This is a genomic window from Streptomyces sp. NBC_01408 (genome assembly GCF_026340255.1).
Taxonomy (GTDB): domain Bacteria; phylum Actinomycetota; class Actinomycetes; order Streptomycetales; family Streptomycetaceae; genus Streptomyces.
The window spans coordinates 1,312,706-1,335,556 of sequence record NZ_JAPEPJ010000001.1 but is presented as its reverse complement, the minus strand read 5'-3'; the positions used below and the strand labels follow the sequence as shown (position 1 = coordinate 1,335,556).

At 71.6% G+C, this 22,851-nt stretch carries 19 protein-coding genes and 6 tRNA genes; 14 read left to right on the top strand and 11 right to left on the bottom strand.

Annotation, left to right across the window (positions count from 1 at the left end; all coding sequences use genetic code 11):
* Window positions 1-40: 40 nt before the first annotated feature.
* Entirely contained in the window at window positions 41-304 is a 264-nt protein-coding gene (locus OG447_RS06230; RefSeq protein ID WP_266935398.1) for a DUF3073 domain-containing protein, read from the bottom strand.
* A 287-nt stretch (window positions 305-591) separates the two neighbouring features.
* Entirely contained in the window at window positions 592-1,716 is a 1,125-nt protein-coding gene (locus OG447_RS06225) for a Glu/Leu/Phe/Val dehydrogenase (RefSeq protein WP_266935396.1), read from the bottom strand.
* A gap of 228 nt (window positions 1,717-1,944) precedes the next feature.
* Here OG447_RS06225 and OG447_RS06220 point away from each other — a divergent pair, with 228 nt between their 5' ends.
* Together OG447_RS06220 and bldC are read left to right on the top strand one after the other, a co-directional pair.
* Window positions 1,945-2,799 carry a hypothetical protein gene (locus tag OG447_RS06220; protein ID WP_266935394.1) on the top strand — a complete coding sequence of 285 codons (855 nt, stop codon included), beginning with the start codon at window positions 1,945-1,947 and terminating at the stop codon, window positions 2,797-2,799.
* A 586-nt stretch (window positions 2,800-3,385) separates the two neighbouring features.
* Window positions 3,386-3,592 (top strand): developmental transcriptional regulator BldC, encoded by a 207-nt coding sequence (gene bldC / locus OG447_RS06215; protein ID WP_003949541.1) that lies wholly within the window; start codon window positions 3,386-3,388, stop codon window positions 3,590-3,592.
* A gap of 677 nt (window positions 3,593-4,269) precedes the next feature.
* Here bldC and OG447_RS06210 read toward each other — a convergent pair.
* Together OG447_RS06210 and hrpA are read right to left on the bottom strand one after the other, a co-directional pair.
* Window positions 4,270-4,343 (bottom strand) — tRNA-Asp (locus OG447_RS06210).
* 70 nt (window positions 4,344-4,413) lie between these two features.
* The gene (gene hrpA, locus OG447_RS06205; protein WP_266935393.1) at window positions 4,414-8,337 is read right to left on the bottom strand and encodes an ATP-dependent RNA helicase HrpA; all 3,924 of its coding nucleotides are present in this window, start codon (window positions 8,335-8,337) and stop codon (window positions 4,414-4,416) included.
* 135 nt (window positions 8,338-8,472) lie between these two features.
* Here hrpA and OG447_RS06200 point away from each other — a divergent pair, with 135 nt between their 5' ends.
* The 3 genes from OG447_RS06200 to OG447_RS06190 are packed head-to-tail and all read left to right on the top strand — an operon-like array spanning window position 8,473 to window position 10,547.
* Window positions 8,473-8,880 (top strand): hypothetical protein, encoded by a 408-nt coding sequence (locus tag OG447_RS06200; RefSeq protein WP_266935392.1) that lies wholly within the window; start codon window positions 8,473-8,475, stop codon window positions 8,878-8,880.
* 60 nt (window positions 8,881-8,940) lie between these two features.
* On the top strand, window positions 8,941-9,696 hold the full coding sequence (locus tag OG447_RS06195) for a thioredoxin domain-containing protein (RefSeq protein ID WP_266935391.1): 756 nt from the start codon (window positions 8,941-8,943) through the stop codon (window positions 9,694-9,696).
* Window positions 9,693-10,547 (top strand): cytochrome c biogenesis CcdA family protein, encoded by an 855-nt coding sequence (locus OG447_RS06190; RefSeq protein ID WP_266935389.1) that lies wholly within the window; start codon window positions 9,693-9,695, stop codon window positions 10,545-10,547. The genes OG447_RS06195 and OG447_RS06190 overlap by 4 nt, the downstream gene beginning before the upstream one ends.
* A gap of 38 nt (window positions 10,548-10,585) precedes the next feature.
* Here the strand turns inward: OG447_RS06190 and OG447_RS06185 are convergent.
* The 3 genes from OG447_RS06185 to OG447_RS06175 all read right to left on the bottom strand — a co-directional run bounded on the left by OG447_RS06185 (window position 10,586) and on the right by OG447_RS06175 (window position 10,870).
* Window positions 10,586-10,662 (bottom strand) — tRNA-Phe (locus OG447_RS06185).
* A 22-nt stretch (window positions 10,663-10,684) separates the two neighbouring features.
* Window positions 10,685-10,758: transfer RNA gene (locus OG447_RS06180), tRNA-Asp, on the bottom strand.
* Window positions 10,759-10,797: 39 nt separating this feature from the next.
* Window positions 10,798-10,870 (bottom strand) — tRNA-Glu (locus tag OG447_RS06175).
* Between the two features lie 103 nt (window positions 10,871-10,973).
* Here OG447_RS06175 and OG447_RS06170 point away from each other — a divergent pair.
* The 6 genes from OG447_RS06170 (at window position 10,974) to OG447_RS06145 (ending at window position 15,860) form a co-directional block, all read left to right on the top strand.
* Window positions 10,974-11,324, top strand: a complete 351-nt coding sequence (locus tag OG447_RS06170; RefSeq protein WP_266935388.1) for a metallopeptidase family protein — start codon at window positions 10,974-10,976, stop codon at window positions 11,322-11,324.
* Window positions 11,321-11,830, top strand: a complete 510-nt coding sequence (locus tag OG447_RS06165) for a CrcB family protein (RefSeq protein WP_266935386.1) — start codon at window positions 11,321-11,323, stop codon at window positions 11,828-11,830. The genes OG447_RS06170 and OG447_RS06165 overlap by 4 nt, the downstream gene beginning before the upstream one ends.
* The gene (crcB, locus tag OG447_RS06160) at window positions 11,827-12,201 is read left to right on the top strand and encodes a fluoride efflux transporter CrcB (protein WP_266935384.1); all 375 of its coding nucleotides are present in this window, start codon (window positions 11,827-11,829) and stop codon (window positions 12,199-12,201) included. The genes OG447_RS06165 and crcB overlap by 4 nt, the downstream gene beginning before the upstream one ends.
* A 131-nt stretch (window positions 12,202-12,332) precedes the next feature.
* A complete protein-coding gene (locus tag OG447_RS06155) occupies window positions 12,333-12,917 on the top strand; it encodes a hypothetical protein (RefSeq protein WP_266935383.1) in 585 nt (194 codons plus the stop codon).
* Between the two features lie 287 nt (window positions 12,918-13,204).
* Window positions 13,205-15,589 (top strand): DEAD/DEAH box helicase, encoded by a 2,385-nt coding sequence (locus OG447_RS06150; protein ID WP_266935381.1) that lies wholly within the window; start codon window positions 13,205-13,207, stop codon window positions 15,587-15,589.
* A gap of 198 nt (window positions 15,590-15,787) precedes the next feature.
* Window positions 15,788-15,860 (top strand) — tRNA-Lys (locus OG447_RS06145).
* A gap of 72 nt (window positions 15,861-15,932) precedes the next feature.
* Here OG447_RS06145 and OG447_RS06140 read toward each other — a convergent pair.
* Window positions 15,933-16,079: a hypothetical protein gene (locus OG447_RS06140; RefSeq protein ID WP_266935379.1), complete on the bottom strand. Its 147-nt coding sequence runs from the start codon at window positions 16,077-16,079 to the stop codon at window positions 15,933-15,935.
* 93 nt (window positions 16,080-16,172) lie between these two features.
* On the opposite strand from OG447_RS06140, the gene OG447_RS06135 reads away from it, so the two are divergent.
* The 3 genes from OG447_RS06135 (at window position 16,173) to OG447_RS06125 (ending at window position 19,019) form a co-directional block, all read left to right on the top strand.
* Window positions 16,173-16,246 (top strand) — tRNA-Met (locus OG447_RS06135).
* A gap of 327 nt (window positions 16,247-16,573) precedes the next feature.
* Complete coding sequence (locus tag OG447_RS06130; protein WP_266938776.1) at window positions 16,574-17,680, top strand: PP2C family protein-serine/threonine phosphatase; 1,107 nt, start codon at window positions 16,574-16,576, stop codon at window positions 17,678-17,680.
* A gap of 304 nt (window positions 17,681-17,984) precedes the next feature.
* The gene (locus OG447_RS06125; RefSeq protein ID WP_266938775.1) at window positions 17,985-19,019 is read left to right on the top strand and encodes a M23 family metallopeptidase; all 1,035 of its coding nucleotides are present in this window, start codon (window positions 17,985-17,987) and stop codon (window positions 19,017-19,019) included.
* Between the two features lie 63 nt (window positions 19,020-19,082).
* Here OG447_RS06125 and OG447_RS06120 read toward each other — a convergent pair whose 3' ends face one another.
* From OG447_RS06120 to lhgO, 3 genes are all read right to left on the bottom strand, one after another.
* On the bottom strand, window positions 19,083-20,540 hold the full coding sequence (locus OG447_RS06120) for a PrsW family intramembrane metalloprotease (RefSeq protein ID WP_266938774.1): 1,458 nt from the start codon (window positions 20,538-20,540) through the stop codon (window positions 19,083-19,085).
* 64 nt (window positions 20,541-20,604) lie between these two features.
* Entirely contained in the window at window positions 20,605-21,351 is a 747-nt protein-coding gene (trmB, locus tag OG447_RS06115) for a tRNA (guanosine(46)-N7)-methyltransferase TrmB (RefSeq protein ID WP_266938773.1), read from the bottom strand.
* A 182-nt stretch (window positions 21,352-21,533) separates the two neighbouring features.
* Entirely contained in the window at window positions 21,534-22,805 is a 1,272-nt protein-coding gene (gene lhgO, locus OG447_RS06110; RefSeq protein ID WP_266938772.1) for an L-2-hydroxyglutarate oxidase, read from the bottom strand.
* Window positions 22,806-22,851 lie beyond the last annotated feature (46 nt).

The window sequence follows — 22,851 nt, the reverse complement described above, 5'->3', positions numbered from 1 at the left end:
CGGGTTTCAGTGCTTTGACCTGTGCAGACGCCTCAGGGCGTCAAGCGCCGCGACGCTGTGCCGACGGACCGGACTCTTCGTCCTCGTCGTCGTCATCGCTGTTGTACAGATCCGCGTACTTGGCGTACGGGTCGTCGTCGTCATCCAGATCGTCATCGACTTCGACCGGCTCGCTGATAGGCAGCGGCTCTGTCGGCGATGCGCCCAGCTCATTGGCCAGACGCGAGAGGTCAGTCCCGCCGCTGTTGTACTTCAGCTGGCGGGCGACCTTTGTCTGCTTGGCCTTGGCCCGGCCGCGCCCCATGGCTCGACCCCCTCGGTGACGGGGCTCGACGGCCCCAGAGTCTGACACGCGTTCATGGTTCGGAGCGGGCTCTCCGTGGAGAGACCGTCCGTAGGGGTTTAACGGTACCTGCTTCCGCGGCCATACGGTACGCCGCCCGCATGACGTGCCCCGGTGCAGAACCAACGAGGCACCCCGTCCTCGCTGGTCAACCGCGATTTTAACCCTTTCCTGGCGGGCGACCCGCCGAAGTGCAGTGAGTTCCGTCTCGCCGCAACCCCGGCGGGTGCACCCGAAGGCCCGAAGGCCTAGACCGCGAGGGCCTGGACCGCGTGGGCGGCGCGGGCGTCCGCCATGCGCTGCTCGGCGATGCGGTCGGCCGCCGCGGCGGGCGGAATCCCGTCCGCCTTCGCACGAGCGAATATGGCCAGGGTGGTGTCGAAGATCTTCGAGGCCTTGGCCTTGCAGCGGTCGAAGTCGAAGCCGTGCATCTCGTCGGCGACCTGGATGACACCGCCCGCGTTCACCACGTAGTCCGGGGCGTAGAGGATCCCGCGGTCCGCGAGGTCCTTCTCGATGCCGGGGTGGGCGAGCTGGTTGTTCGCCGCGCCGCAGACGATCTTGGCGGTGAGGGCCGCGACCGTCTCGTCGTTCAGGGCGCCGCCGAGCGCGCAGGGGGCGTAGATGTCCAGGCCCTCCACGCGGATCAGCGCGTCCGTGTCGGCGACCGCGGTGACCTTGCCCGGGTGCTTGTCGAGGATCCGCTGTACGGACTCCTGGCGCGGGTCGGTGATCACGACCTCGGCGCCGTCCTCCAGCAGGTGCTCGACCAGGTAGTGGCCGACCTTGCCGACGCCCGCGACGGCGACCTTGCGGCCGCGCAGGGTCGGGTCGCCCCAGACGTGCTGGGCGCTGGCGCGCATGCCCTGGAAGACACCGAAGGCGGTGAGCACCGAGGAGTCGCCGGCGCCGCCGTTCTCGGGGGAGCGGCCGGTCGCCCAGCGGGTCTCGCGGGCCACGACGTCCATGTCCGCCACGTAGGTGCCGACGTCGCAGGCCGTCACGTAGCGGCCCCCGAGGGACTCAACGAACCGGCCGTAGGCCAGCAGCAGTTCCTCGCTCTTCAGGACGTCCGGGTCGCCGATGATCACGGCCTTGCCGCCGCCGAGGTCGAGACCGGCGAGGGCGTTCTTGTACGACATGCCGCGCGAGAGGTTCAGCGCGTCGAGGACGGCTTCCTCGTCCGAGGCGTACGCGTGGAAGCGGGTACCGCCGAGGGCGGGGCCCAGGGCGGTGGAGTGGATCGCGATGACGGCCTTCAGTCCGGTGGCGCGGTCCTGGCACAGCACGACTTGCTCGTGGCCGCCCTGCTCCGTACGGAACAGGGTGTGCAGGACGCCGTCGGTCATTTCGGTCACGGTGGTGACTCCCATGGGTGAGATGCGGCGGAATGACGCCCGCCCTGCGGGTGGGGGAGGGCGCGCTGGGAGCAGCGTAAGACCTGAGGGCCGCGTGCGGTCGACCTGTCCGGGGATCGGGACCCTCCCGGAGTACGAAGGCCCCGCCCGCCCCCGCCGGAGACGGGGCGTATGCCCCCTCACGAGCGGGTAACGGGTCCCGCCGGAGGTGAACCCGGCCTTCAAAGGGGGCAGTACGAGAGCGTGAGCGAATCCCCCGATCCCCTGCTGCCCGCCGCGCGCTCGGCGCCGACCGTCCCCTACGCCTCCTACCTGCGCGTCTACGAGCCGCTGGCGGCCTTTCCCGAGTCGGAGCGAACGCACTGGGCCGACTACGCCCGGCGCGGGGTGACCCCGACGGCCCAGGACGAACTGCGCCGGTCGCTGGCGGATTTGGTCCGCGTGCCGGTGGTGGGGGTGCCGGCGCAGGAGAGCGCGGACGCCTTCACGGCGGAGGTGGGCGGGGTGCTGCTGGTCTGCCCGTGGCGGACCAGGCTGCGCGGCTGGCTCGCGCTCCAGGAGCTCGTGGAGTGGTTCCCGGCTCCGGTGCTGGACGCCGCGCTCCCGCCGGTGATGCGCCGGCGGGCGGCCGAGGAGTACGAGCGCTGGCGCGAGCGGAACCCGGACGCCCGCCCGTGGATCCGTACGGGGGTGTGGCAGGTGCCGCTGCGCTGGTTCGTGCTGTTCGCGGACGAGGAGCGGGAGTACCTGCCGGGCGAGCGGCTGCGCTACCGGACGCCGATGGTCCAGGCGAGGCGGCGCCTCGCCCGGGGGCTGCGGACCCTGCGCGAGGCGGAGGGCTACGGGATGCTCGCCGAGGGGCTGGTGGAGGTCGGCAGCTGGCTGGAGGAGTTCCACCCGCGGTCGATGGTCGAGCTGGACTACGGCGGGCTGCTGTACGCGCTCCCGGCGGACCAGCTGGCGGCCGACCGCTCGGCCGGGGACCTGGCGTCGGGGATCGCGGCTCTGCGGGCGGGGGACATGGACGGCGCGGGCCGGGCGTACGAGGATCTGGCGGAGCGGTGGCGGGCGGTCCGGGAGAGGCTCTTCGCGAATTAGGGGCCGGTCGGGGTGTTCTTCGCGACATCGTGCAGAACACCCGGAAAGGTCCCGGAGCCCCGGAACGTACCGTTGCGTATCGGTCGATCGGCCACAACTGGCTGATCAGCGCCTTGATCACTACATTTGGGTCCTAGTACCAGGACCTACGTCCCGATACGGGCCATTGGCCCAAGCGTGACGGACCGCACTAACTACACCCTTGCGCCCTTCCCCTACCCTCGTGCCAAAATAGGACAAGGAGTCCGGGGAGGGTTCCTTCCGTCCAACTAAGGGCGGAATGCTCGGCATTGCGCTCTACGGGGGGTCTGACGACTCCTGATCGCTCTGTGACTGATCGTCACAGTGGGGTGACTGTCCGTTATGGGGCGGTCCATCGGCTTCCGCCGCTGATGAACACCTCGGAGGGCAATTCCGTCGGTTTGGCCCTTGGGGCTGGACGGATGGTGTAGTTGTAGTGCCGAGGACAAGCCGTTCGTCCTATAACCGACTCGGCCCGCGTATGTCCATTTCGGGCACCGCGGGCCAAGGTGCAGAATTTAGAGGAAAGAACCGAGATGGTTCGGTTCTCCCGAGGAGGCCGCTCATGACCGCTCGCACCCCTGATGCCGAGCCGCTGCTGACCCCGGCTGAGGTTGCCACGATGTTCCGCGTGGACCCGAAGACGGTCACCCGCTGGGCCAAGGCTGGCAAGCTCACGTCCATCCGCACCCTGGGTGGACACCGCCGTTACCGCGAGGCTGAGGTTCGCGCACTGCTCGCGGGAATTCCGCAGCAGCGCAGCGAGGCCTGAGGTCTCGTAACACCCCGCTTTAACGGGTTTATATCGGGTCCCCCAATCCGATGAAACCCACATAGCTTCATACGACCGGACCTGCCCCAACAGGCCCTTCAGTCGTTCGATCGCGCTGGACTCCGCCGGGTCCAGCGCGATCTTTTTTATGCCCAGGTCAGGGCTGTTCGGGGAGGGCGCCGAGCTCGTGAAGAGGTAGGTGCAATTGCACATATTAAATCGAGGGTGCGTAGGCATGCGATAAAAGTATGAGTCTGAAAAATTCATATGGTGACACCCGTCACAGATGATCACTCTTGTATATCCGGCAATGCACCCCGTAAGGGGACGTGTGTCGCGGGGCGCATCATGCGAACGGGGGATTCTCGGCCCGTGGGGCCCGAAGGGGCGGCGGGAGACCCGGCGGCCCTCCCAGACGTCCCCGGCAAGCCCTCCAGGCGCCCCGGACAGGCCCTCGGGGGCGCGTGAGGCGTGCGGGGCTGCGTACGGGGCCGTACGGGCTCCGAGCGGGCCTGCGCGGGAGGTTGCGTACGGGGCCGCGTGCGAGGGCGGGCGCGAGGGCGCGCGGACGGGCGTGAGGCGGGCGCGCGGCTGCGTACGGGGCGGTACGCGGGGGGTGTTACCCACCAACGCATCAGGGCCCGCATCCCTGGGGGATGCGGGCCCTGATGTTGCTGCGAACCTGACGGGACTTGAACCCGCGACCTCCACCTTGACAGGGTGGCGAGCTAACCAACTGCTCCACAGGTCCTTGATGTGCAGCCGACTGCTTGGCTGCGAATCAGACTGTACAGCAGCTCAGGGGGTGCGGTCGAACCCGATCACGGGGCCGCCGCGTCCACCGCCTTCACGATCCGCTTGTCGGAGACCGGGTACGCCGTGCCGAGCGCGTGGGCGAAGTAACTGACCCGCAGCTCCTCGATCATCCAGCGGATGTCGGTGACCGTGGACGGGACCGGCCGGCCCTTCGGCAACTGCTCCAGCAGCCAGGCGTACTCGTCCTGCATCTCGTGGACCTTCTGCATGCGCGTGGTGTCCCGCTGGACGCCCGTGGGCATCTGCTGGAGCCGCCGGTCCACCGCCACCAGGTAGCGCATCAGGTCCGCCAGCCTGCGCAGCCCGGTCAGGGTCACGAAGCCGGCCGGCATGAGGGCCGCGAGCTGGGTCCGCACGTCCTGGAGGTTGGCGACCAGGGCGAGGCTGCTGGTGGCCTTCAGCCGGCGTTCGCAGGACTGCCAGGCGGCCAGGACCTGCTGCACCTGCCCGACCGTCTTCACGGTGGTGTCCACCAGGTCGGCCCGTACGGCCTCGTAGAGCTTGCGGAAGCCCGCCTCGTCCCACGCGGGGCCGCCGTGGTCGGCGATCAGCTTGTCGGTCGCCGCGGTCGCGCAGTCGTCGAACAGCGCCTGGATGGAGCCGTGCGGGTTCCTCGACAGGGCCAGCTTCTGCTGGTTGGTCAGGTGGTCGGAGGCGAACTTCGCCGGGTTCACCGGGATGTTCAGCAGGATGAGGCGCCGGGTGCCCAGCCACATTGCCTGCTGCTGCTCGGCCTCGGTGTCGAAGAGCCGTACGGAGACGCTCGTCCCCTCGTCCACCAGCGCCGGGTACGCCTTCAGCGGCTGCCCGGCCCGCCGGGTCTCGAAGACCTTGGTCAGCGTGCCGATCGTCCACTCGGTCAGCCCGGTCCGCTCCAGGGACTCCCCGCCCGCCCGCTCGGCGGTGGCCGCGGCGGCCTTGGACAGGGCCTGGCGGGCCTTGGGCTTCAGCCGCAGCCGCAGGGCCTCCAGGTCCTTGTCCTCGGCGACGTTCTTGCGGCGCTCGTCGACGATCCGGAAGGTGATCTTCAGGTGGTCCGGGATCCGGGACAGGTCGAAGTCCTCGGCGGACACCGGGACCCCGACCATCCGCTGGAGCTCGCGGGCCAGCGTCACCGGCAGCGGCTCCTGGCGGGGGACCGCCGTGTCCAGGAAGCGGGTCGCGAAGTTGGGCGCGGGCACGTAGTGCCGGCGGATCGGCTTGGGCAGCGAGCGGATCAGCTCGGTGACCACCTCTTCCCGCAGGCCCGGGATCTGCCAGTCGAAGCCCTCTTCGGTGACCTGGTTCAGCACCTGGAGCGGGATGTGCACGGTCACGCCGTCCGCGTCCGCGCCCGGTTCGAACTGGTAGGTCACCCGGAACTTCAGCTGTCCCTGGCGCCAGGAGTCCGGGTAATCGGCCTTGGTGACCCCGGCCGCCTTCTCGGTCAGCAGCATCGCGCGCTCGAAGTCGAGGAGTTCGGGCTCCTCGCGCTGCTTGTGCTTCCACCAGGAGTCGAAGTGCGCCCCGGAGACCACGTGCTCGGGGATCTTCTGGTCGTAGAAGTCGAACAGGGTCTCGTCGTCCACCACGATGTCGCGGCGCCGGGCCCGGTTCTCCAGCTCCTCCACCTCGGTGAGGAGCTTGCGGTTGTCGGCGTAGAACTTGTGGTGGGTCCGCCAGTCGCCCTCGACCAGCGCGTTGCGGATGAACAGCTCGCGCGAGACCTCGGGGTCGATCCGCCCGTAATTGATCTTCCGCTGGGCCACGATCGGTACGCCGTACAGCGTGACCTTCTCGTACGCCATCACGGCCGCCTGGTCCTTCTCCCAGTGCGGCTCGCTGTACGTGCGCTTGACCAGGTGCTGCGCGAGCGGCTCCACCCACTCGGGTTCCACCTTGGCGTTGACCCGGGCCCACAGCCGCGAGGTCTCCACCAGCTCCGCCGACATCAGGAACTTCGGCTGCTTCTTGAAGAGCGCCGAGCCCGGGAAGATCGCGAACTTCGCCGACCGCGCTCCCAGGTACTCGTTCTTGTCGGTGTCCTTCAGGCCGATGTGCGAGAGCAGGCCGGCCAGCAGCGACACGTGGACGCTGTGCTCGGGGGCATCGGCCTCGTTGACGTGGATGCCCATGCTCTTGGCGACCGTGCGCAGCTGCGAGTAGATGTCCTGCCACTCGCGGATCCGCAGGAAGTTCAGGTACTCCTGCTTGCACATCCGGCGGAAGGAGGAGGAGCCCCGCTCCTTCTGCTGCTCCCGGACGTAGCGCCACATGTTCAGGAAGGCCAGGAAATCGCTGGTCTCGTCCTTGAAGCGGGCGTGGTTCTGGTCGGCCTGGGTCTGCTTGTCGGAGGGCCGCTCGCGCGGGTCCTGGATCGACAGGGCCGCCGCGATGACCATGACCTCGCGGACGCAGTTGTTCTTGTCGGCCTCCACGACCATGCGGGCGAGGCGCGGGTCCACGGGCAGCTGGGAGAGCTGGCGGCCCATCGGCGTGAGCCGCTTGCGGGAGTCCTTCTCCGACGGGTCCAGCGCACCGAGCTCCTGGAGCAGCTGCACGCCGTCGCGGATGTTGCGGTGGTCCGGCGGGTCGATGAAGGGGAACTTCTCGATCTCGCCGAGGCCGGCCGCGGTCATCTGGAGGATGACGGAGGCCAGGTTCGTGCGCAGGATCTCGGCGTCGGTGAACTCGGGACGGGCGTTGAAGTCGTTCTCGGAGTACAGGCGGATGCAGATGCCGTCGCTGGTGCGGCCGCAGCGGCCCTTGCGCTGGTTGGCGCTGGCCTGCGAGATCCGCTCGATGGGCAGGCGCTGCACCTTGGTGCGGTGGCTGTAGCGGGAGATCCGGGCGTTGCCCGGGTCGATCACGTACTTGATGCCCGGCACGGTCAGCGAGGTCTCGGCGACGTTCGTGGCCAGGACGATCCGGCGGCCCGTGTGCTGCTGGAAGACCCGGTTCTGCTCGGCGTGCGAGAGGCGCGCGTACAGGGGGAGGACTTCCGTGAACCGCAGACTGCGCTTGTTGAGGGCGTCCGCGGTGTCACGGATCTCGCGCTCGCCGGAGAGGAAGACCAGGATGTCGCCCGCCCCCTCGGACTGGAGCTCGTCCACGGCCTCGCAGATCGCCGTGATCTGGTCCCGGTCGCTGTCGTCGCCCTCCTCCTCCAGGAGCGGGCGGTAGCGGACCTCCACCGGATACGTCCGCCCGCTGACCTCGACGATCGGCGCGTCCCCGAAGTGCCGGGAGAAGCGCTCCGGGTCGATGGTCGCCGAGGTGATGATCACCTTGAGGTCGGGGCGCTTCGGCAGCAGCGTCGCCAGGTAGCCCATCAGGAAGTCGATGTTCAGGGACCGCTCGTGGGCCTCGTCGATGATGATCGTGTCGTAGGCGCGCAGCTCGCGGTCCGTCTGGATCTCGGCGAGCAGGATGCCGTCCGTCATCAGCTTCACGAAGGTCGCGTCCTGGTCCACCTGGTCGGTGAACCGGACCTTCCAGCCGACCGTCCGGCCGATCTCCGACTTCAGCTCCTCGGCGATCCGCTCCGCGACTGTGCGGGCCGCGATCCGGCGGGGCTGGGTGTGCCCGATCATGCCCCGGACGCCCCGGCCCAGCTCCATGCAGATCTTGGGGATCTGCGTGGTCTTGCCGGAACCGGTCTCGCCCGCGACGATCACGACCTGGTGGTCGCGTATCGCCTCGGCGATCTCGTCCTTCTTCTGACTGACGGGCAGGTTCTCGGGATACGTGACCTCGGGCATCCGCGAGGCACGGCCGGCCAGTCGCTCGGCGGCCTTCGTGGCCTCCTCGGCGATCTCGTCGAGCACGGCCTGCTTGGCCTCGGGCTTGCGGATGCGGCGGGCGCCCTCGAGGCGGCGGCCGAGGCGGTGCGCGTCACGGAGGGAGATCTCACCGAGAAGCGTCTGCAGGGCGGCGAAGGAAGTAGACATACCTGATCGAGGATCTCACCTGGGCCCTACGGGTGGCGAACGCATTTGTGGGGTGGACCCGTACCATTTCGGGACGAGTCCCCCGACCGCCTTTCGTGAGAGGCCCCACGTATGCCCAGCAGCACGCGCCGTTGCGTGCGGTTCCGACCGGCCGCGGTGCCGGTCGTGGCGGCGGTACTGGCCGTACTCGCGATGCTCCTGGCCGCGCCGTCCCGGGCGGTTCCCGTCCCCGTCGCGGCGGCTTCCGAGGCTCGGGTGGCGGTTTCCGCCGGGCTTGCCGCGGCGGTTCCCGTGGCTGCCGCGGTCCCCGCCGCCGAGGTGTTCGGCGCGGGCGGCGGGCCCTCCTGCGCCCCCGGAGGCCCCGACCACGGCGGCCTTCCCGCGGTGCCTCCGCGCGCCGGGGGCGAGCATGCGCAGCTCCCGCCCGCCCGGGCGGCGCCCGAGGGGGTCCGCCCGTACGGAAACCTGCCCGTACGGGTCCTCGTACGCGGGCCCGACCGGCCGGCGCCCGGGCCGGTGGAGCTCTCCGTGATGCGGGTCTAGGAGAACCGGTTCACCACCGGTCCACCCAGCCCCTCCGCATCCACTGGAGAACACACCCGCATGTCCCCTTCCCCTTCTTCTTCCTCCTCTTCTTCTTCCTCGCCCTCCGCCCGCAAGCCGCTCCTCATCTCCGCCGGCGTAGCCCTCGCCGCCGTCACCCTCGGCATCGTCTCCTGGCAGGCCACCGCCCCCGCCGAGAAGGGCTCCGGTGGCTCCGGCGGCCCTTCCTCCTCGGCCGCGCCCCGGAACGACCCCGCCGCCGGACTCAAGGCGCTGGCCCGCCGCGAATCCGGCGACAAGCTCGCCCTCGGCCGCGCCGACGCGCCCGTCGTGCTGATCGAGTACTCCGACTTCAAGTGCGGTTACTGCGGCAAGTTCGCCCGGGACACCGAACCCGAACTGGTGAAGAAGTACGTGGACGAGGGCACCCTGCGCATCGAGTGGCGCAACTTCCCGATCTTCGGCGCCGAATCCGAGGCCGCCGCCAAGGCCGCCTGGGCGGCGGGGCAGCAGGACCGCTTCGCGCAGTTCCACGCGGCCGCGTACGCCGACGGCTCGAAGGAGAAGGGCTTCGGCGAGGCCCGCCTGGCCGAGCTCGCACGAGAGGCAGGGGTGCCCGACCTGGAGCGCTTCAAGGCCGACATGGCCGGCGAGCAGGCCGCGGCTGCCCTGAAGAAGGACCAGGAGGAGGGCTACCGCATCGGCGTCACCTCCACCCCGTCCTTCCTGGTCAACGGCAAGCCGATCGCCGGCGCCCAGCCGTTCGGCGCCTTCGCCTCGGCCATCGCCCAGGCGAAGGCGGCGGCGAAGCAGTGAGCGAGATCGGATACCTGGCCGCCCTGCTGGGCGGACTCCTCGCACTGCTCAGTCCGTGCAGCGCACTGCTGCTGCCCGCCTTCTTCGCCTACTCGATCGACTCCACCTCGCGGCTGCTCGCACGGACCGGGATCTTCTACGCCGGCCTCGCGAGCACCCTCGTACCGCTCGGGGCGGCCGGGTCGTACGCCGGGCGGTTCTTCCACAGCAACCGCGACGAGCTGGTGCTGGCGGGCGGCTGGCTGATCATCGTCCTCGGCTGCGCGCAGATCCTGGGCCTGGGCTTCGCCTCGAAGCGGCTCTCGGAGCTGTCGGGCAGGATCCGGCCGACGACTGCCCTGTCGGTGTACGCGCTCGGCGCGGTCTACGGGCTGGCGGGCTTCTGCGCCGGCCCGATCCTGGGCAGCGTCCTGACGGTGGCGGCGGTCAGCGGCAGCCCGGTCTACGGCGGCCTGCTGCTGGCCGTCTACGCCCTGGGGATGGCCGTACCGCTGTTCGTGCTGGCCCTGCTGTGGGAGCGGTTCGGGCTGGGCCGGCGGCGCTGGCTGCGCGGCCGGGCCTTCACGGTGGGCCGCCTCGAGCTGCACACCACCTCGCTGCTGTCCGGGCTGTTCTTCATCACCCTGGGCGTGCTGTTCCTGGTCTACGACGGGGCGAGCGCGCTGCCGGGGCTGCTGGACGTGGACGACTCGTTCGCCGTGGAGCAGCGGGTGCGCTCCCTCGCGGACGGGGTTCCGGACGTGGCGCTGCTCGGGCTGGTCGCGGTGGCGGCGTCGGCCGTCGGCCTGGTGCAGTGGCGCCGCAAGGCCCGGAACACGGAGGCCGGCGGGGCGGCCGGGGCGGAGGAGTAACCACAGAAGGCCCCGTCCACAGGACGGGGCCTTCTTGATGGTGGCTGGGGCCGGGGTCGAACCGGCGACCTATCGCTTTTCAGGCGATCGCTCGTACCAACTGAGCTACCCAGCCACGAAACCGTTTCCGGCTTCAGCGATCCTGACGGGACTTGAACCCGCGACCTCCACCTTGACAGGGTGGCGAGCTAACCAACTGCTCCACAGGACCTGGCAGTGTGCGAGACCAAGTCTTGCACACGGTAATGCGTACCCCCAACGGGATTCGAACCCGTGCTACCGCCTTGAAAGGGCGGCGTCCTGGGCCACTAGACGATGAGGGCTAAAGGCCCGCCGGGCACTTCTCAGCGCGTCGGGGACGTGAGAAGCATATGGGATCCGGGGAGCTATCGCCAAAACGGTTTCCCCCGGAGCGACAATGACCGGGTGCTGGAGATGACGCGCGAGGAGTTCGAAGAGCTCGTCGCAGAGGCCCTGGACCGCATCCCGCCGGAGCTGACGCGGCTGATGGACAACGTGGCGGTGTTCGTCGAGGACGAACCGCCCGCCGACGACCCCGAGCTCCTCGGCCTGTACGAGGGGACTCCGCTCACGGACCGCGGCGAGTGGTACGCCGGGGTGCTGCCCGACCGGATCACCATCTACCGCAATCCGACGTTGCGGATGTGCGAGGACCGGGAGAGCGTGGTCGCGGAGACGGAGGTCACCGTGGTGCACGAGATCGCCCACCACTTCGGGATCGACGACGACCGGCTGCACGAACTGGGCTACGGATGATCCCTCCGGGACCCGTCCCGGTCCCGGAGCCGGACCCGGAGCCGCACGGCGGCGCCGCCGAGGCGATCGACCCGGACGTCGACCTCCACGTGCCCGCCCAGCGGGCCGAGCCGCAGGGCCGGGTGCTCACCGCGGTGGCGGCCGGCGGCGCGGTCGGGGCCTCGGCGCGCTACGGGATCTCCCTGCTGTGGCCGGCCGGGCCCGGGGCCTTCCCGTGGGCGACCTTCTGGATCAACGTGGCCGGCTGCGCGCTGATCGGCGTCCTGATGGTGCTGATCAGCGCGGGCGGGCGGGCCACCCATCCGCTGGTGCGGCCCTTCGCCGGGGTCGGGGTGCTCGGCGGCTTCACCACCTTCTCCACCTACGCGCTGGACCTCTCGCGGCTCCTGGACGACGGGGAGGCCGGGACCGCCCTGGCGTACGCCGGGCTCACGGCCGCCGCCGCGCTGGGCGCCGTATGGGCGGCGGCCTCGCTGACCCGCCTCGCGGTCCGGGGGCGGCGGTGAACTGGCTGCTCGTGGTGGCGGGCGCGGCCGTCGGGGCACCCCTGCGCTACCTGGCGGACCGCGCGGTGCAGGCGCGCCACGACTCGCTCTTCCCCTGGGGCACCTTCCTGGTCAACGCGGCCGCCTGCCTGGTGCTGGGGACGCTGACCGGCGCGGTGCTGGCCGGGGCGGCCTCCGCGCGGCTGGAGCTGCTGCTGGGGGCCGGGCTGTGCGGGGCGCTGAGCACGTACTCGACGTTCTCGTACGAGACGCTCCGGCTGGCCGAGCGCGGCCGGACGTTCCTCGCGGCGGCGAACGTGGCGGCGTCGGTGCTGGTCGGGCTGGGCGCCGTACGCCTCGGGTCGCTGCTGGCGCGCGGGCTGCTGGGCTGACGGGGCGTCGGCGCGCGGAGAGCCCGTTTCCGCGGGGGCGTGTCCCTTACGGGTCACGGGGAGTTGGGCACATTGACCCGCTCATGCGGACTGCTCGTCCCCCAGGTCTCCAGGTTCCGGAGGTGCCATCCGTGCGCCAGTTGTCCGCTTCCCTCCGACTCGCTGTCACCGCGCTCGCGGTCGCGGCGACGGCGGGCTGCATGAGTGTCGGCGAGGACGCCGCCAAGCCGGGGCCCGCTTCGTCGGCGGACCAGAAGGCGACGGCCGGAGCGGATGGAGGTTCCGGTTCCGGGCGGGGCTCGGGGGTCCACGGCAACGGGCGCGGAGCGAAGGGCGGTACGGGGAACCCGGACGGCAAGCCCAAGGAGGACGGCAAGGCCTCCGGGGCGACCGGGGCCACGCCCAGCCCGGGCGCGCCCAGCGGCCACCCGGGGGCGCCCTCGCCGTCGGCGGGGCCGGGCGGCGCGGCGGGCGGCCAGGGGCCCCAGCAGCCGCCCGGGGGCGGCTCCGGGGGATCCGGGGGCCAGGGCGGTGCGGGCGGCTCGGGCGGTGCGGGCGGTTCCGGGGCCTCGGGTGGCTCCGGAACCGGCGGCCAGCAGCCGTCCAGCCCGACTCCGCCACCTCCGGATCCGACGCCGCCTGTGACGGAACCCACTCCGGAGCCGTCGTCTCCGGAGCCGCAGCCGACCACCCACGAGCCGCCGCCGCAGCCCTAGTCCGTCGGCCTCCGCGGGGCCGTGGGTGTGGTCGCGCCGGTCGTCGCAGACCCTCGGGGATCGGGAGTCTTCGCAGGTCAGAGCGGTATTGGCCGGAGTGACTTGCCAGACCCGGGGGAGGGTGCGTATGGTTATAGATCGTTTGATCCCATTGCCCGGCGCCGACTCCGAAGAGCGCCGCGTGGCGCGTACTCTCCCCAGCCGTGGCTGACCGCATTGAGGCGGTCGATTTGCGAATTCACGGAGTTTGGGCGCGTGCCGAGACTCCGGAAGGTTTCGCATTTCGCATGTCCATTTCCAGTTCTGACCGTTCCGTCATGCCCGAGAACGACTCCAACGAGATCGTCGACGCCGTCCCGACCCTTGTGGTCGACGACGTGATCGAGGCCATCGAGACGGACGAGATCATCGAGTCCCTCGAGGACTCCCTCGACACCGACACCGACAACGACTTCGACGGCGACGCTGACGCTGACGCCGAGCCCACGATCACCTTCGGCGACCTCGGTCTGCCCGACGGCATCGTGCGCAAGCTCGCGCAGAACGGCGTCACCGCCCCCTTCCCGATCCAGGCCGCGACCATCCCGGACGCCCTGGCCGGCAAGGACATCCTCGGCCGTGGCCGCACCGGCTCCGGCAAGACCCTCTCCTTCGGTCTGCCGACCCTGGCCTCGCTGGCCGGCGGCCACACCGAGAAGAAGAAGCCCCGCGCCATCATCCTCACGCCGACGCGTGAGCTCGCGATGCAGGTCGCGGACGCCCTCCAGCCCTACGGCGACGTGCTCGGCCTGAAGATGAAGGTCGTCTGCGGCGGTACCTCCATGAGCAACCAGATCTTCGCTCTGGAGCGCGGTGTCGACGTCCTCGTCGCCACCCCGGGCCGTCTGCGCGACATCATCAACCGCGGTGCCTGCTCCCTGGCGAACGTCCAGGTCGCGGTCCTCGACGAGGCCGACCAGATGGCGGACCTGGGCTTCCTGCCCGAGGTCACCGAGCTGCTCGACCAGATCCCCGGCGGCGGCCAGCGCATGCTCTTCTCCGCCACCATGGAGAACGAGATCGGCACCCTGGTCAAGCGCTACCTGACCAACCCCGTCACGCACGAGGTCGACAGCGCCCAGGGCAACGTCACGACCATGACCCACCACGTCCTCGTCGTGAAGCCGAAGGACAAGGCGCCGGTCACGGCCGCCATCGCCGCCCGCAAGGGCCGCACCATCATCTTCGTCCGCACCCAGCTGGGCGCCGACCGCATCGCCGAGCAGCTCATCGAGGCCGGCGTGAAGGCCGACGCGCTGCACGGCGGCATGACGCAGGGTGCCCGTACCCGCGTCCTCGCGGACTTCAAGGACGGTTACGTCAACGCGCTCGTCGCCACCGACGTCGCCGCCCGCGGCATCCACGTCGACGGCATCGACCTGGTCCTGAACGTGGACCCGGCCGGTGACCACAAGGACTACCTGCACCGCTCGGGCCGTACCGCCCGCGCCGGCAAGTCCGGTGTCGTCGTCTCGCTGGCGCTTCCGCACCAGCGTCGTCAGATCTTCCGCCTGATGGAGGACGCGGGCGTCGACGCCTCGCGCCACATCGTCCAGGGCGCCGGCGCCTTCGAGCCGGAGGTCGCCGAGATCACCGGTGCCCGTTCGCTGACCGAGGTCCAGGCCGACTCCGCGAACAACGCCGCGAAGCAGGCCGAGCGCGAGGTCGCCGAGCTGACCAAGCAGCTGGAGCGCCTGTCGCGCCGTGCCGTGGAGCTGCGCGAGGAGGCCGACCGTCTGGTCGCCCGCTCCGCGCGTGAGCGTGGCGAGGACCCGGAGGCCGCTGTCGCCGAGGTGGCCGAGGCCGCCGAGGCCGAGGTCGCGGCTGCCGCCGCTGCCGCTGCCGCCGAACTGGCCGCGCAGGAGCGCCGCGAGGAGCAGCGCGCCCAGCGTGACGACCGGGGCAACTTCGAGCGTCGCGACAACCGCGGTGGTGACCGCGACAACCGCGGTGGCGACCGTGGCGGCTTCCGCCGTGACGACCGCGGCGACCGCGGTGGCCGTCCGTCCGGTGGCTTCAACCGTGACGACCGTGGTGGCGACCGTGGTGGCTTCCGCCGCGACGACCGTCCGTCGGGTGGCTTCCGTTCCGGTGGCGACCGTCCGTCCGGTGGTGGCTTCCGCTCCGGTGGCGACCGCCCCTCGGGTGGCTTCAACCGCGATGACCGTGGTGGCGACCGTGGTGGCTTCCGCCGCGACGACCGTCCGTCGGGTGGCTTCCGTTCCGGTGGCGACCGTCCGTCCGGTGGTGGCTTCCGCTCCGGTGGCGACCGCCCCTCGGGTGGCTTCAACCGTGACGACCGTGGTGGCGACCGTGGTGGCTTCCGCCGCGACGACCGTCCGTCGGGTGGCTTCCGTTCCGGTGGCGACCGTCCGGCCACGGGCAACGGCACGTACAGCCGTGACGACCGCACCTCCGGCGGCGGCTTCCGCTCCGGTGGCGGCGACCGTCCGTTCAACCGCGACCGTCGTGACGACCGTCCGTCCGGTGGTGGCTTCCGCTCCGGCGGCGCCGGCGACCGTCCGTACGGCCGCCGCGACGACCACCGCCCGTCCGGCTCCGGTTCCACCGGTTCCACCGGCTCCTTCGGCGGCCGTCGCGACGACAAGCCCCGCTGGAAGCGCAACGGCTGACGGTCCGCCTCCGGCCTACCGGCCGGCTGACTGACTGAAAGGGCCCGTACGACACCCCGTGTCGTACGGGCCCTTTGCCATGGCGCCGCGCTGGCCGAGATGCGTCGGCCGTCCCGAACTCACCACGACAGGCCGGTCACTCGATACCCGATCGGCTGACGGGCGCTCTGCGGCTATGCTCTGGGGTGAGCACGTGGAGGGCCATTAGCTCAATTGGCAGAGCAGCGGACTTTTAATCCGTTGGTTGTCGGTTCGAGTCCGACATGGCCTACAGCTCACAGGCCGAGGCGATGTCCTCGGCCTGGCCCTGAGCGCCCCATCCGGTTTCGGCCAGATGGGGCGCTCAGTCGTGTTCCCCGGACAGGGCCACCGGTTCGGCCGGGGTCAGGGCGAACTCGGCGTCGGCGCCAGGCGTGTTGGCGGGGGCGGCGTGGGGCCGTAGCGCCTGGCCGGAACGGCCGCCGGAACCGGGCTTCAGAGTAGTTTGCACGGCTCTGACCTGCGGTGATGGTGGTCTGGGGGAGGGTGTGGAGGCTAATTGGCGGAGGGCTCCCCCCGGATGGCGTAGAGTTGTGTTTACCGACGCGGGGTGGAGCAGCTCGGTAGCTCGCTGGGCTCATAACCCAGAGGTCGTAGGTTCAAATCCTGCCCCCGCTACTCAGTACGAAGGCCCGGTTCTCCTTTTCGGAGAACCGGGCCTTCGTCGTTTCCCCCTGCACCCTCTGCACCCCTCACCCGCTCGGCCTCCGCCGGCTCGCCGTGCGGCCGGGCCGCCGCCAGCCTTGGGGGGCGAGGCGGCGTCGGCCCGCACCCGTGCGAGGGACCGGGCGGCAGGAGAGCAGCGTGGTGGGGCTGGGCCAGCGGGACAACGGCGAACCGGCCGACGACGTCGGCGACAACGGCAGCGGCGGCGTCAGCGCCAGGGACAGCGTCAACGTCAGCGCCAGCGGTGGCGGTGGCGTCGGCAACGGTGCGGCCCGGCAGGTGGTCCGGGTGCTGCCCGGCGTACTGATCGTCCTCGGGCTGGCCTTCGACCTCATGACCCCGCCGAGCTTCACCGGATCACCCTTCTTCTCGGCGGCCCCGCTGATCGCCGCCCCACTGGCCAGCCTCCTGGCCACGGCCCTGACCGGCGCCCTCGCCGCGCTCGTCGTGGTCCTCCTGCACGCCCTGAGCGGCAGCACCTGGAAGGTGGAGGCGCTGACCGAGCTGGTCACCGTCCTGACGGTCTCCGGGCTGGCCCTCCTGATCAACCGGGTGGTCCGGCGCAGCGGCGAGCGGCTGGCCTCGGCGCGCGGGATCGCCGAGGCCGCGCAGCGGGCCGTACTGCCGACCCCGGCGGAGCGGATCGCGGGGCTGCACGTCTCCGCCTGGTACGAGGCCGCGCAGGCCGACGCCTTCATCGGCGGGGACCTGTACGCCGTCCAGGACACCCCGTACGGCGTGCGGCTGGCCGTGGGGGACGTACGGGGCAAGGGGCTGGGGGCGGTCGAGGCCGTCGCCGTGGTCCTCGGGGCCTTCCGGGAGGCGGCGGAGACCGAGCCGACGCTGGAGTGCGTAGCGCGGCGGCTGGAGCGTGCCCTGGCCCGGGAGGGCATGCGGCGCGACAGCCTGGACGCGGTGGAGGGGTTCACGACGTGCGTCCTCGGGGAGATTCCGCCGGGTACGGGGGTGCTGCGGCTGCTCAACCGGGGTCACCCCGAGCCGCTGCTGCTGCACGGGGACGGGCGGCTGGCGGTCCTCGCCCCGGCGGAGCCCGCGCTGCCGCTGGGCATGGGCGAGCTGGGGGCCTGGCCGGACCGGGCCGAGGAGTGGCGGTTCCCGGCCGGCGCCACCCTGCTGCTGTACACGGACGGCCTGACCGAGGCCCGGGACCGGGCCGGAGCCTTCTACGATCCGGCGGACCGGCTGCGCGGGCGGGTCTTCCCGGGGCCGGACGCGCTGCTCAATGCGCTCAGCAGCGATGTGCGCCGGCACACGGGCGGCGGGGCGACGGACGACATGGCGCTGCTCGCGGTCGGCAGGCCCGGGGAGGGGCAGCCGGAGCGGCGGCGCACGGTGCCGGTCGTACGCCGAGGCGAAAGGGAGTGACAGCGAGTGACCGAAAGGGAGCGTTCCGCAAGGTAAATGACGGTTCGTCATTTTTCGGGTGTGGCTGAAGAGGTAGGGGTTGCGCTTGGGTTTTGCCCGGCTTGAACCCTGTTCATTACGAAAAGGCCAGGCCAAAGCCAGTCAGGGAGTGGCCGATTGGTGGGAACGATCAAGCGCAACAGCTTGGAATCACTCCCCTTCGTCTATTACCTTTTGATAACGCAGCGCGGTCGTCCCAGCCGTCGTAAGAGACGGCGCCCTGCGCGTGCGCGTCAATGAGGAGTGTGCCCCGGTGGCCTCCAACTTGCCTGGCCCTGAAGGCACCGACATCCAGGAGCCGCCCACGGCGGGCGCCTGGGGCGAGTGGAACCCCACCGAGGATTCGGTCCGGCCGGTCCGCGGCAAGCACCGGGTGCCCAAGCCGCGCGGGGGACTCGCCCGCAGCTCCACCGTCCTCGGCGTGGGCGTCATCGCGGCGGTCGGAGCGGGCGGCATCGCCACCGCGCAGGACCGGCCCCAGGTCGCGATCTCCATGCCCTCCCTGCCGGACATGCCCGAACTCTCCGAACTCCCCGAGCTGCTCGGCGGCGACGGCAGCGCGCGGCACGCGGACGACGGCGGAGCGGCGGCCGCGCGCACCGGGATCATCCCGAAGCAGGCCGACCGGGACGCCGACGCCGGGGAGGTCCTGCGCAACCGCATCCTCCAGCAGGCCGAGTCCCAGCAGGACGCCGCCGAGGCCCAGATCCGGGCGGAGGCCGAGCGGGTCGCCCAGGAGGCCGCGGCCCAGGAGGCCAAGGACAAGCTGGAGGCGGCGCGCAAGGAGGCCGAGGCGACCGCGGCGGCCGCGGCGAAGGCCGAGGAGAAGGCCGCGCAGGAGGCCAAGGCGGCGGAGGAGGCCGCCAAGGCCAAGGCCGAGCAGGAGCGCCTCGCCAAACTGGCCGGCTCCTACTCCCTGCCCACCTCCGCCTACACCCTCACCTCGTACTACGGCCAGGCCGGCTCCATGTGGTCCTCGGGCCACCACACCGGCCTCGACTTCGCCGCCCCGACCGGCACCCCGGTCAAGGCCGTGGGCGCCGGGAAGATCACCTCGGCGGGCTGGTCCGGGGCGTACGGCTACCGGATCGTGCTGGAGCTCGAGGACGGCACGGAGATCTGGTACTGCCACCTCTCCTCCATGTCGGTGACCTCCGGTTCCGTCGCCGCGGGCGACACCATCGGCCGCGTCGGCGCCACGGGCAACGTCACCGGCCCCCATCTCCACCTGGAAGTACGCAAGGGCGGTTCGACGGTGGACCCGCTGGCATGGCTGAACTCCAAGGGTCTGAACGTCTAGGTCGTGTCGTCAAAGTGGCGTCTGGCTGTCTACGGGCGGCCGACGCCACTTTGACGACACTCCCTAGGTCCTGATCGCCCGGGGTCCCGCGCCGCCGGGGTGGTCCGTGCGTGCGGGGTCCGCCCGCCCGGGGTCTGTCAGTGCGGACCCAGCCCGCCCGGGATCCGCCCGCCCGGGATCCGCCAGCCCGGGATCCGTACGCGCGGGGTCCGCCCATGCGTGATCGGTCCGGGCGGGGTCTGCCGTCCAGGGGTCCGCGCGCCTGGGCGCCGGTACGCCGGCCCGTGCGGCCTCGCCGGCCAGGTCAGGGCCCTTGCCCGGCCGCCCGCGCTCCAAGGGGTCGAACCACGGCGGCAGCAGCTCCTCCATGACCGCCGCCCGGGCCAGCGCGGGCGCCGCCGTGGCCCTGCGCGGCCAGAGCCGGTGCAGCAACTCCCGTTCCCGCCCCACGAAGTCCGGCTCCCAGGCCGCACCGCCCCGGCGAGCCCGGTGCCGTAGCAGCGCCAGCGCGGCCGCGTCCGCCGCGTACAGGCTGACCGCCCGGCCCGCCGCCCGGCCCCCGCTGCGCCGCGCCAGGGCGCGGGCCAGTGACCGGGCCGGCATCGACGCCAGGGCCGGTACCTCGGCCCGGGTGAACCAGCCCGCGGCCGCGTACACCGCGAGCTCCGCCGCGACGGCCCGCAGCCGGCCGCGCCGTATCCGCACGGCCGCGTACACCAGCAGCCCGAACACCGGGACCATCACGGAGCCGTAGACCACGTAGAAGCCGTGCTCCCCGAGCCGCGAGGAGCTGTTCCACAGCGCGTGCAGACCCATGGCCAGCGCCAGGCCGAGCAGCGGCAGCCCGACTCTGCGCGAACGGCGCGCGCTGAGCGCGGCCGCGCCGAGGCCCAGTCCGGTGAGCACCGTGAACAGCGGGTGCGCGAAGGGCGACACGACGACCCGTACGAAGAAGGTCGCGGCCGTCACCGAGTCCAGTACGCCGGTGCCCTCCGCCAGGTCCTCGCCGAAGGCGTTGCCGAGGTAGAGGATGTTCTCGGTGAAGGCGAAGCCGGTGGCGGTGAAGCCGGCCAGCACGAAACCGTCGGCGGGGCCGGTGAACCGGCGTCTTCGGAACGCGAACACCAGGAGCAGCGCGGCCGCCTTGGCGCTCTCCTCGACCACCGGGGCGATCGCCACCGAGCCGAGCTGGTCGGCGTCGGAGGGATCGGCGGTGGCCGCGGCTATCCACTCGGTGGCGAAGCTGTTGGCCAGTATGGCGATCAGCGCCGCGGTGCAGGCCCCCCAGCCGAAGCAGAAGAGCAGCAGCGCCCAGGGGGAGGGCACGGCCCGGCCCAGCCACCGGAAGGCCGCCATGAGGGGCGGCACCGGCAGCAGGGCCAGACCGAGGCCGACGAAGAAGCCTGGGGTGCCGGTCTGTTCCCGCACGAGTTCGAGGATCCACAGGCCCGATACGGCCAGCACGGCGAGCAGGACGACGAGCACGCGCGTGCGGACCGTGCCCGACGGACGTGCGAGCACACCAGGGAGCGCTCGGAACACATGATGACCCTACCGAGCGGGTCTGACACGCGCGGTGACGTTGTCAGTTCTCCACGCGACGGAAGAGCAAGTCGTGTACGAGGTGGCCCTTGTCGAGTCCCTGGCCCTCGAAGCGGGTCAGCGGCCGGAAGTCGGGGCGCGGGGAGTAGCCGCCGTCGGGTTGCGTGTTCTCGAAGTCCGGGTGGGCGGTGAGCACTTCGAGCATCTGCTCGGCGTACGGCTCCCAGTCGGTCGCGCAGTGCAGGACGGCGCCGGGTGCCAGGCGGGTGGCGGCCAGGGTGAGGAACTCGGGCTGGATCAGCCGGCGCTTGTGGTGGCGGGCCTTGGGCCACGGGTCCGGGAAGTACACGCGGATCCCGGCCAGCGAGTCCGGCGGCAGCATCTCGCGCAGCAGGATGATCGCGTCGCCGTTGGCCACGCGGACGTTGGTCATCCCGCCCCGCTCGGCGAGGGCGAGGAGGTTGCCCTGGCCGGGGGTGTGCACGTCGGCCGCGAGGATGCCCGTGCCCGGGTCGGCGGCGGCCATCTGCGCGGTGGCCTCGCCCATGCCGAAGCCGATCTCCAGCACGACGGGGAGGCCGTCGAAGAGCGCCTTGAGGTCGATGACCTCGTGGCCGTCGATGTCCAGGCCCCAGGTGCCCCACAGACGCTTCAGGGCCTCGCCCTGGCCGGTGGTGACCCGGCTGCGCCGGGGCTGGAAGCTCCGGATCCGCCGCTCGTGGTGCGACCCGGCCGGATCCGGCGAGGGCCCGTCGGGGAACCGGGGCTCGGTGCGCCACTTGGGCGGCACGTACGAGTTCGCCTCCGGCGCGGCGTCCGGGAGGCTGGGGGACTGGGGGTTCAGGGACTCAGACACAATGTGCCGATTCTACGACGGGGCGCGCCTCGAGGCAGCGGCCTGCCGGCCGCCCCGGGGCTCCGCCCCGGACCCCGTGCCTCGATCGCCGGCGGGGCTGATTCCGAGGGCTCGGCTCAGGCCGAGCCGAGGGTGCGCAGGACGCGGGCAGCGATCTCGCGGCCGATCGGGAGCGAGGCGGTCGCGGCCGGGGACGGGGCGTTGAGGACGTGGACCGTGCGCGGGGCGTCCCGGATCAGGAAGTCGTCCACCAGGGTGCCGTCGCGCAGCACGGCCTGGGCCCGGACCCCGGCCGCGGCGGGGCGCAGGTCCGCCGCGGTGACGGCGGGCAGGAGGCGGCGTACGGCCCGGGCGAAGGCCTGCTTCGACAGGGAGCGGTGGATCTCGCCCGCCCCGTACCGCCAGTGCTTCGCGGCCATCCGCCAGGAGCCCGGCCAGGCCAGCTCGGAGCCGATGTCGCGCGGGCGGACGGTGGACCAGGCGTAGCCCTCGCGGGCCAGGGCGGGCACGGCGTTGGGGCCCACGTGGACGCCGCCCGCGATGCCACGGGTCAGGTGCACCCCGAGGAAGGGGAACGCCGGGTCGGGCACCGGGTACACCAGCCCCCGGACCAGCTCGGGCCGGGCCAGGTCGTAGTACTCGCCCCGGAAGGGGATGATCCGCATGCCCGGGTCGTCCCCGGCCAGCCGGGCGATCCGGTCGCACTGCAGGCCCGCGCAGTTCACCAGTACCCGGGCCTTCACGACCAGGCCGGAGGTGGTGCGGACCGCCACCGCCGAGGGGCGCCGCGAGATCAGGTCCACCGCGCCGCCGTAGACGATCTCCGCGCCCGAGGACTCCGCCAGCTGGGCGCTCACCCGGCCGTAGTCCACGATTCCGGTGGTGCCGACGTGGATCGCGGCCAGGCCGCGGACCTCCGGCTCGTACTCGGCGATCTGAGCCGGGCCCAGCTCGCGCACCGGAATGCCGTTCTCCCGGCCGCGCTGGACCAGGGCGTGCAGCCGCGGCAGCTCCTCGCGCTCCGTGGCGACGATCAGCTTGCCCGTCACCTCGTGCGCGATCCCGTGCTCCGCGCAGAACTTGACCATCTCGGCGGCCCCGCGCACCGCGAAGCGCGCCTTCAGCGATCCGGGGCGGTAGTAGATCCCGCTGTGGATCACCCCGCTGTTGCGGCCCGTCTGGTGCCGGGCCGGGCCCGGCTCCTTCTCCAGGACGACCACCCGGGTGCCCGGGGCGAGGCGTGACAGGGCATGCGCCGTCGACAGGCCGACGATCCCGCCGCCGACCACCAGCACATCGCAGTCCACGCCGCCCACAGCACCTACACCGCCCACAGCACCTACGCCTCGCGCGCCGCGCACAGCGCCCGCGCCGCCCGCGCCGCGCATGCCGCCCACACGTCCCACGCCGCCCAGCCTGCCTCTGCCGCCGCCC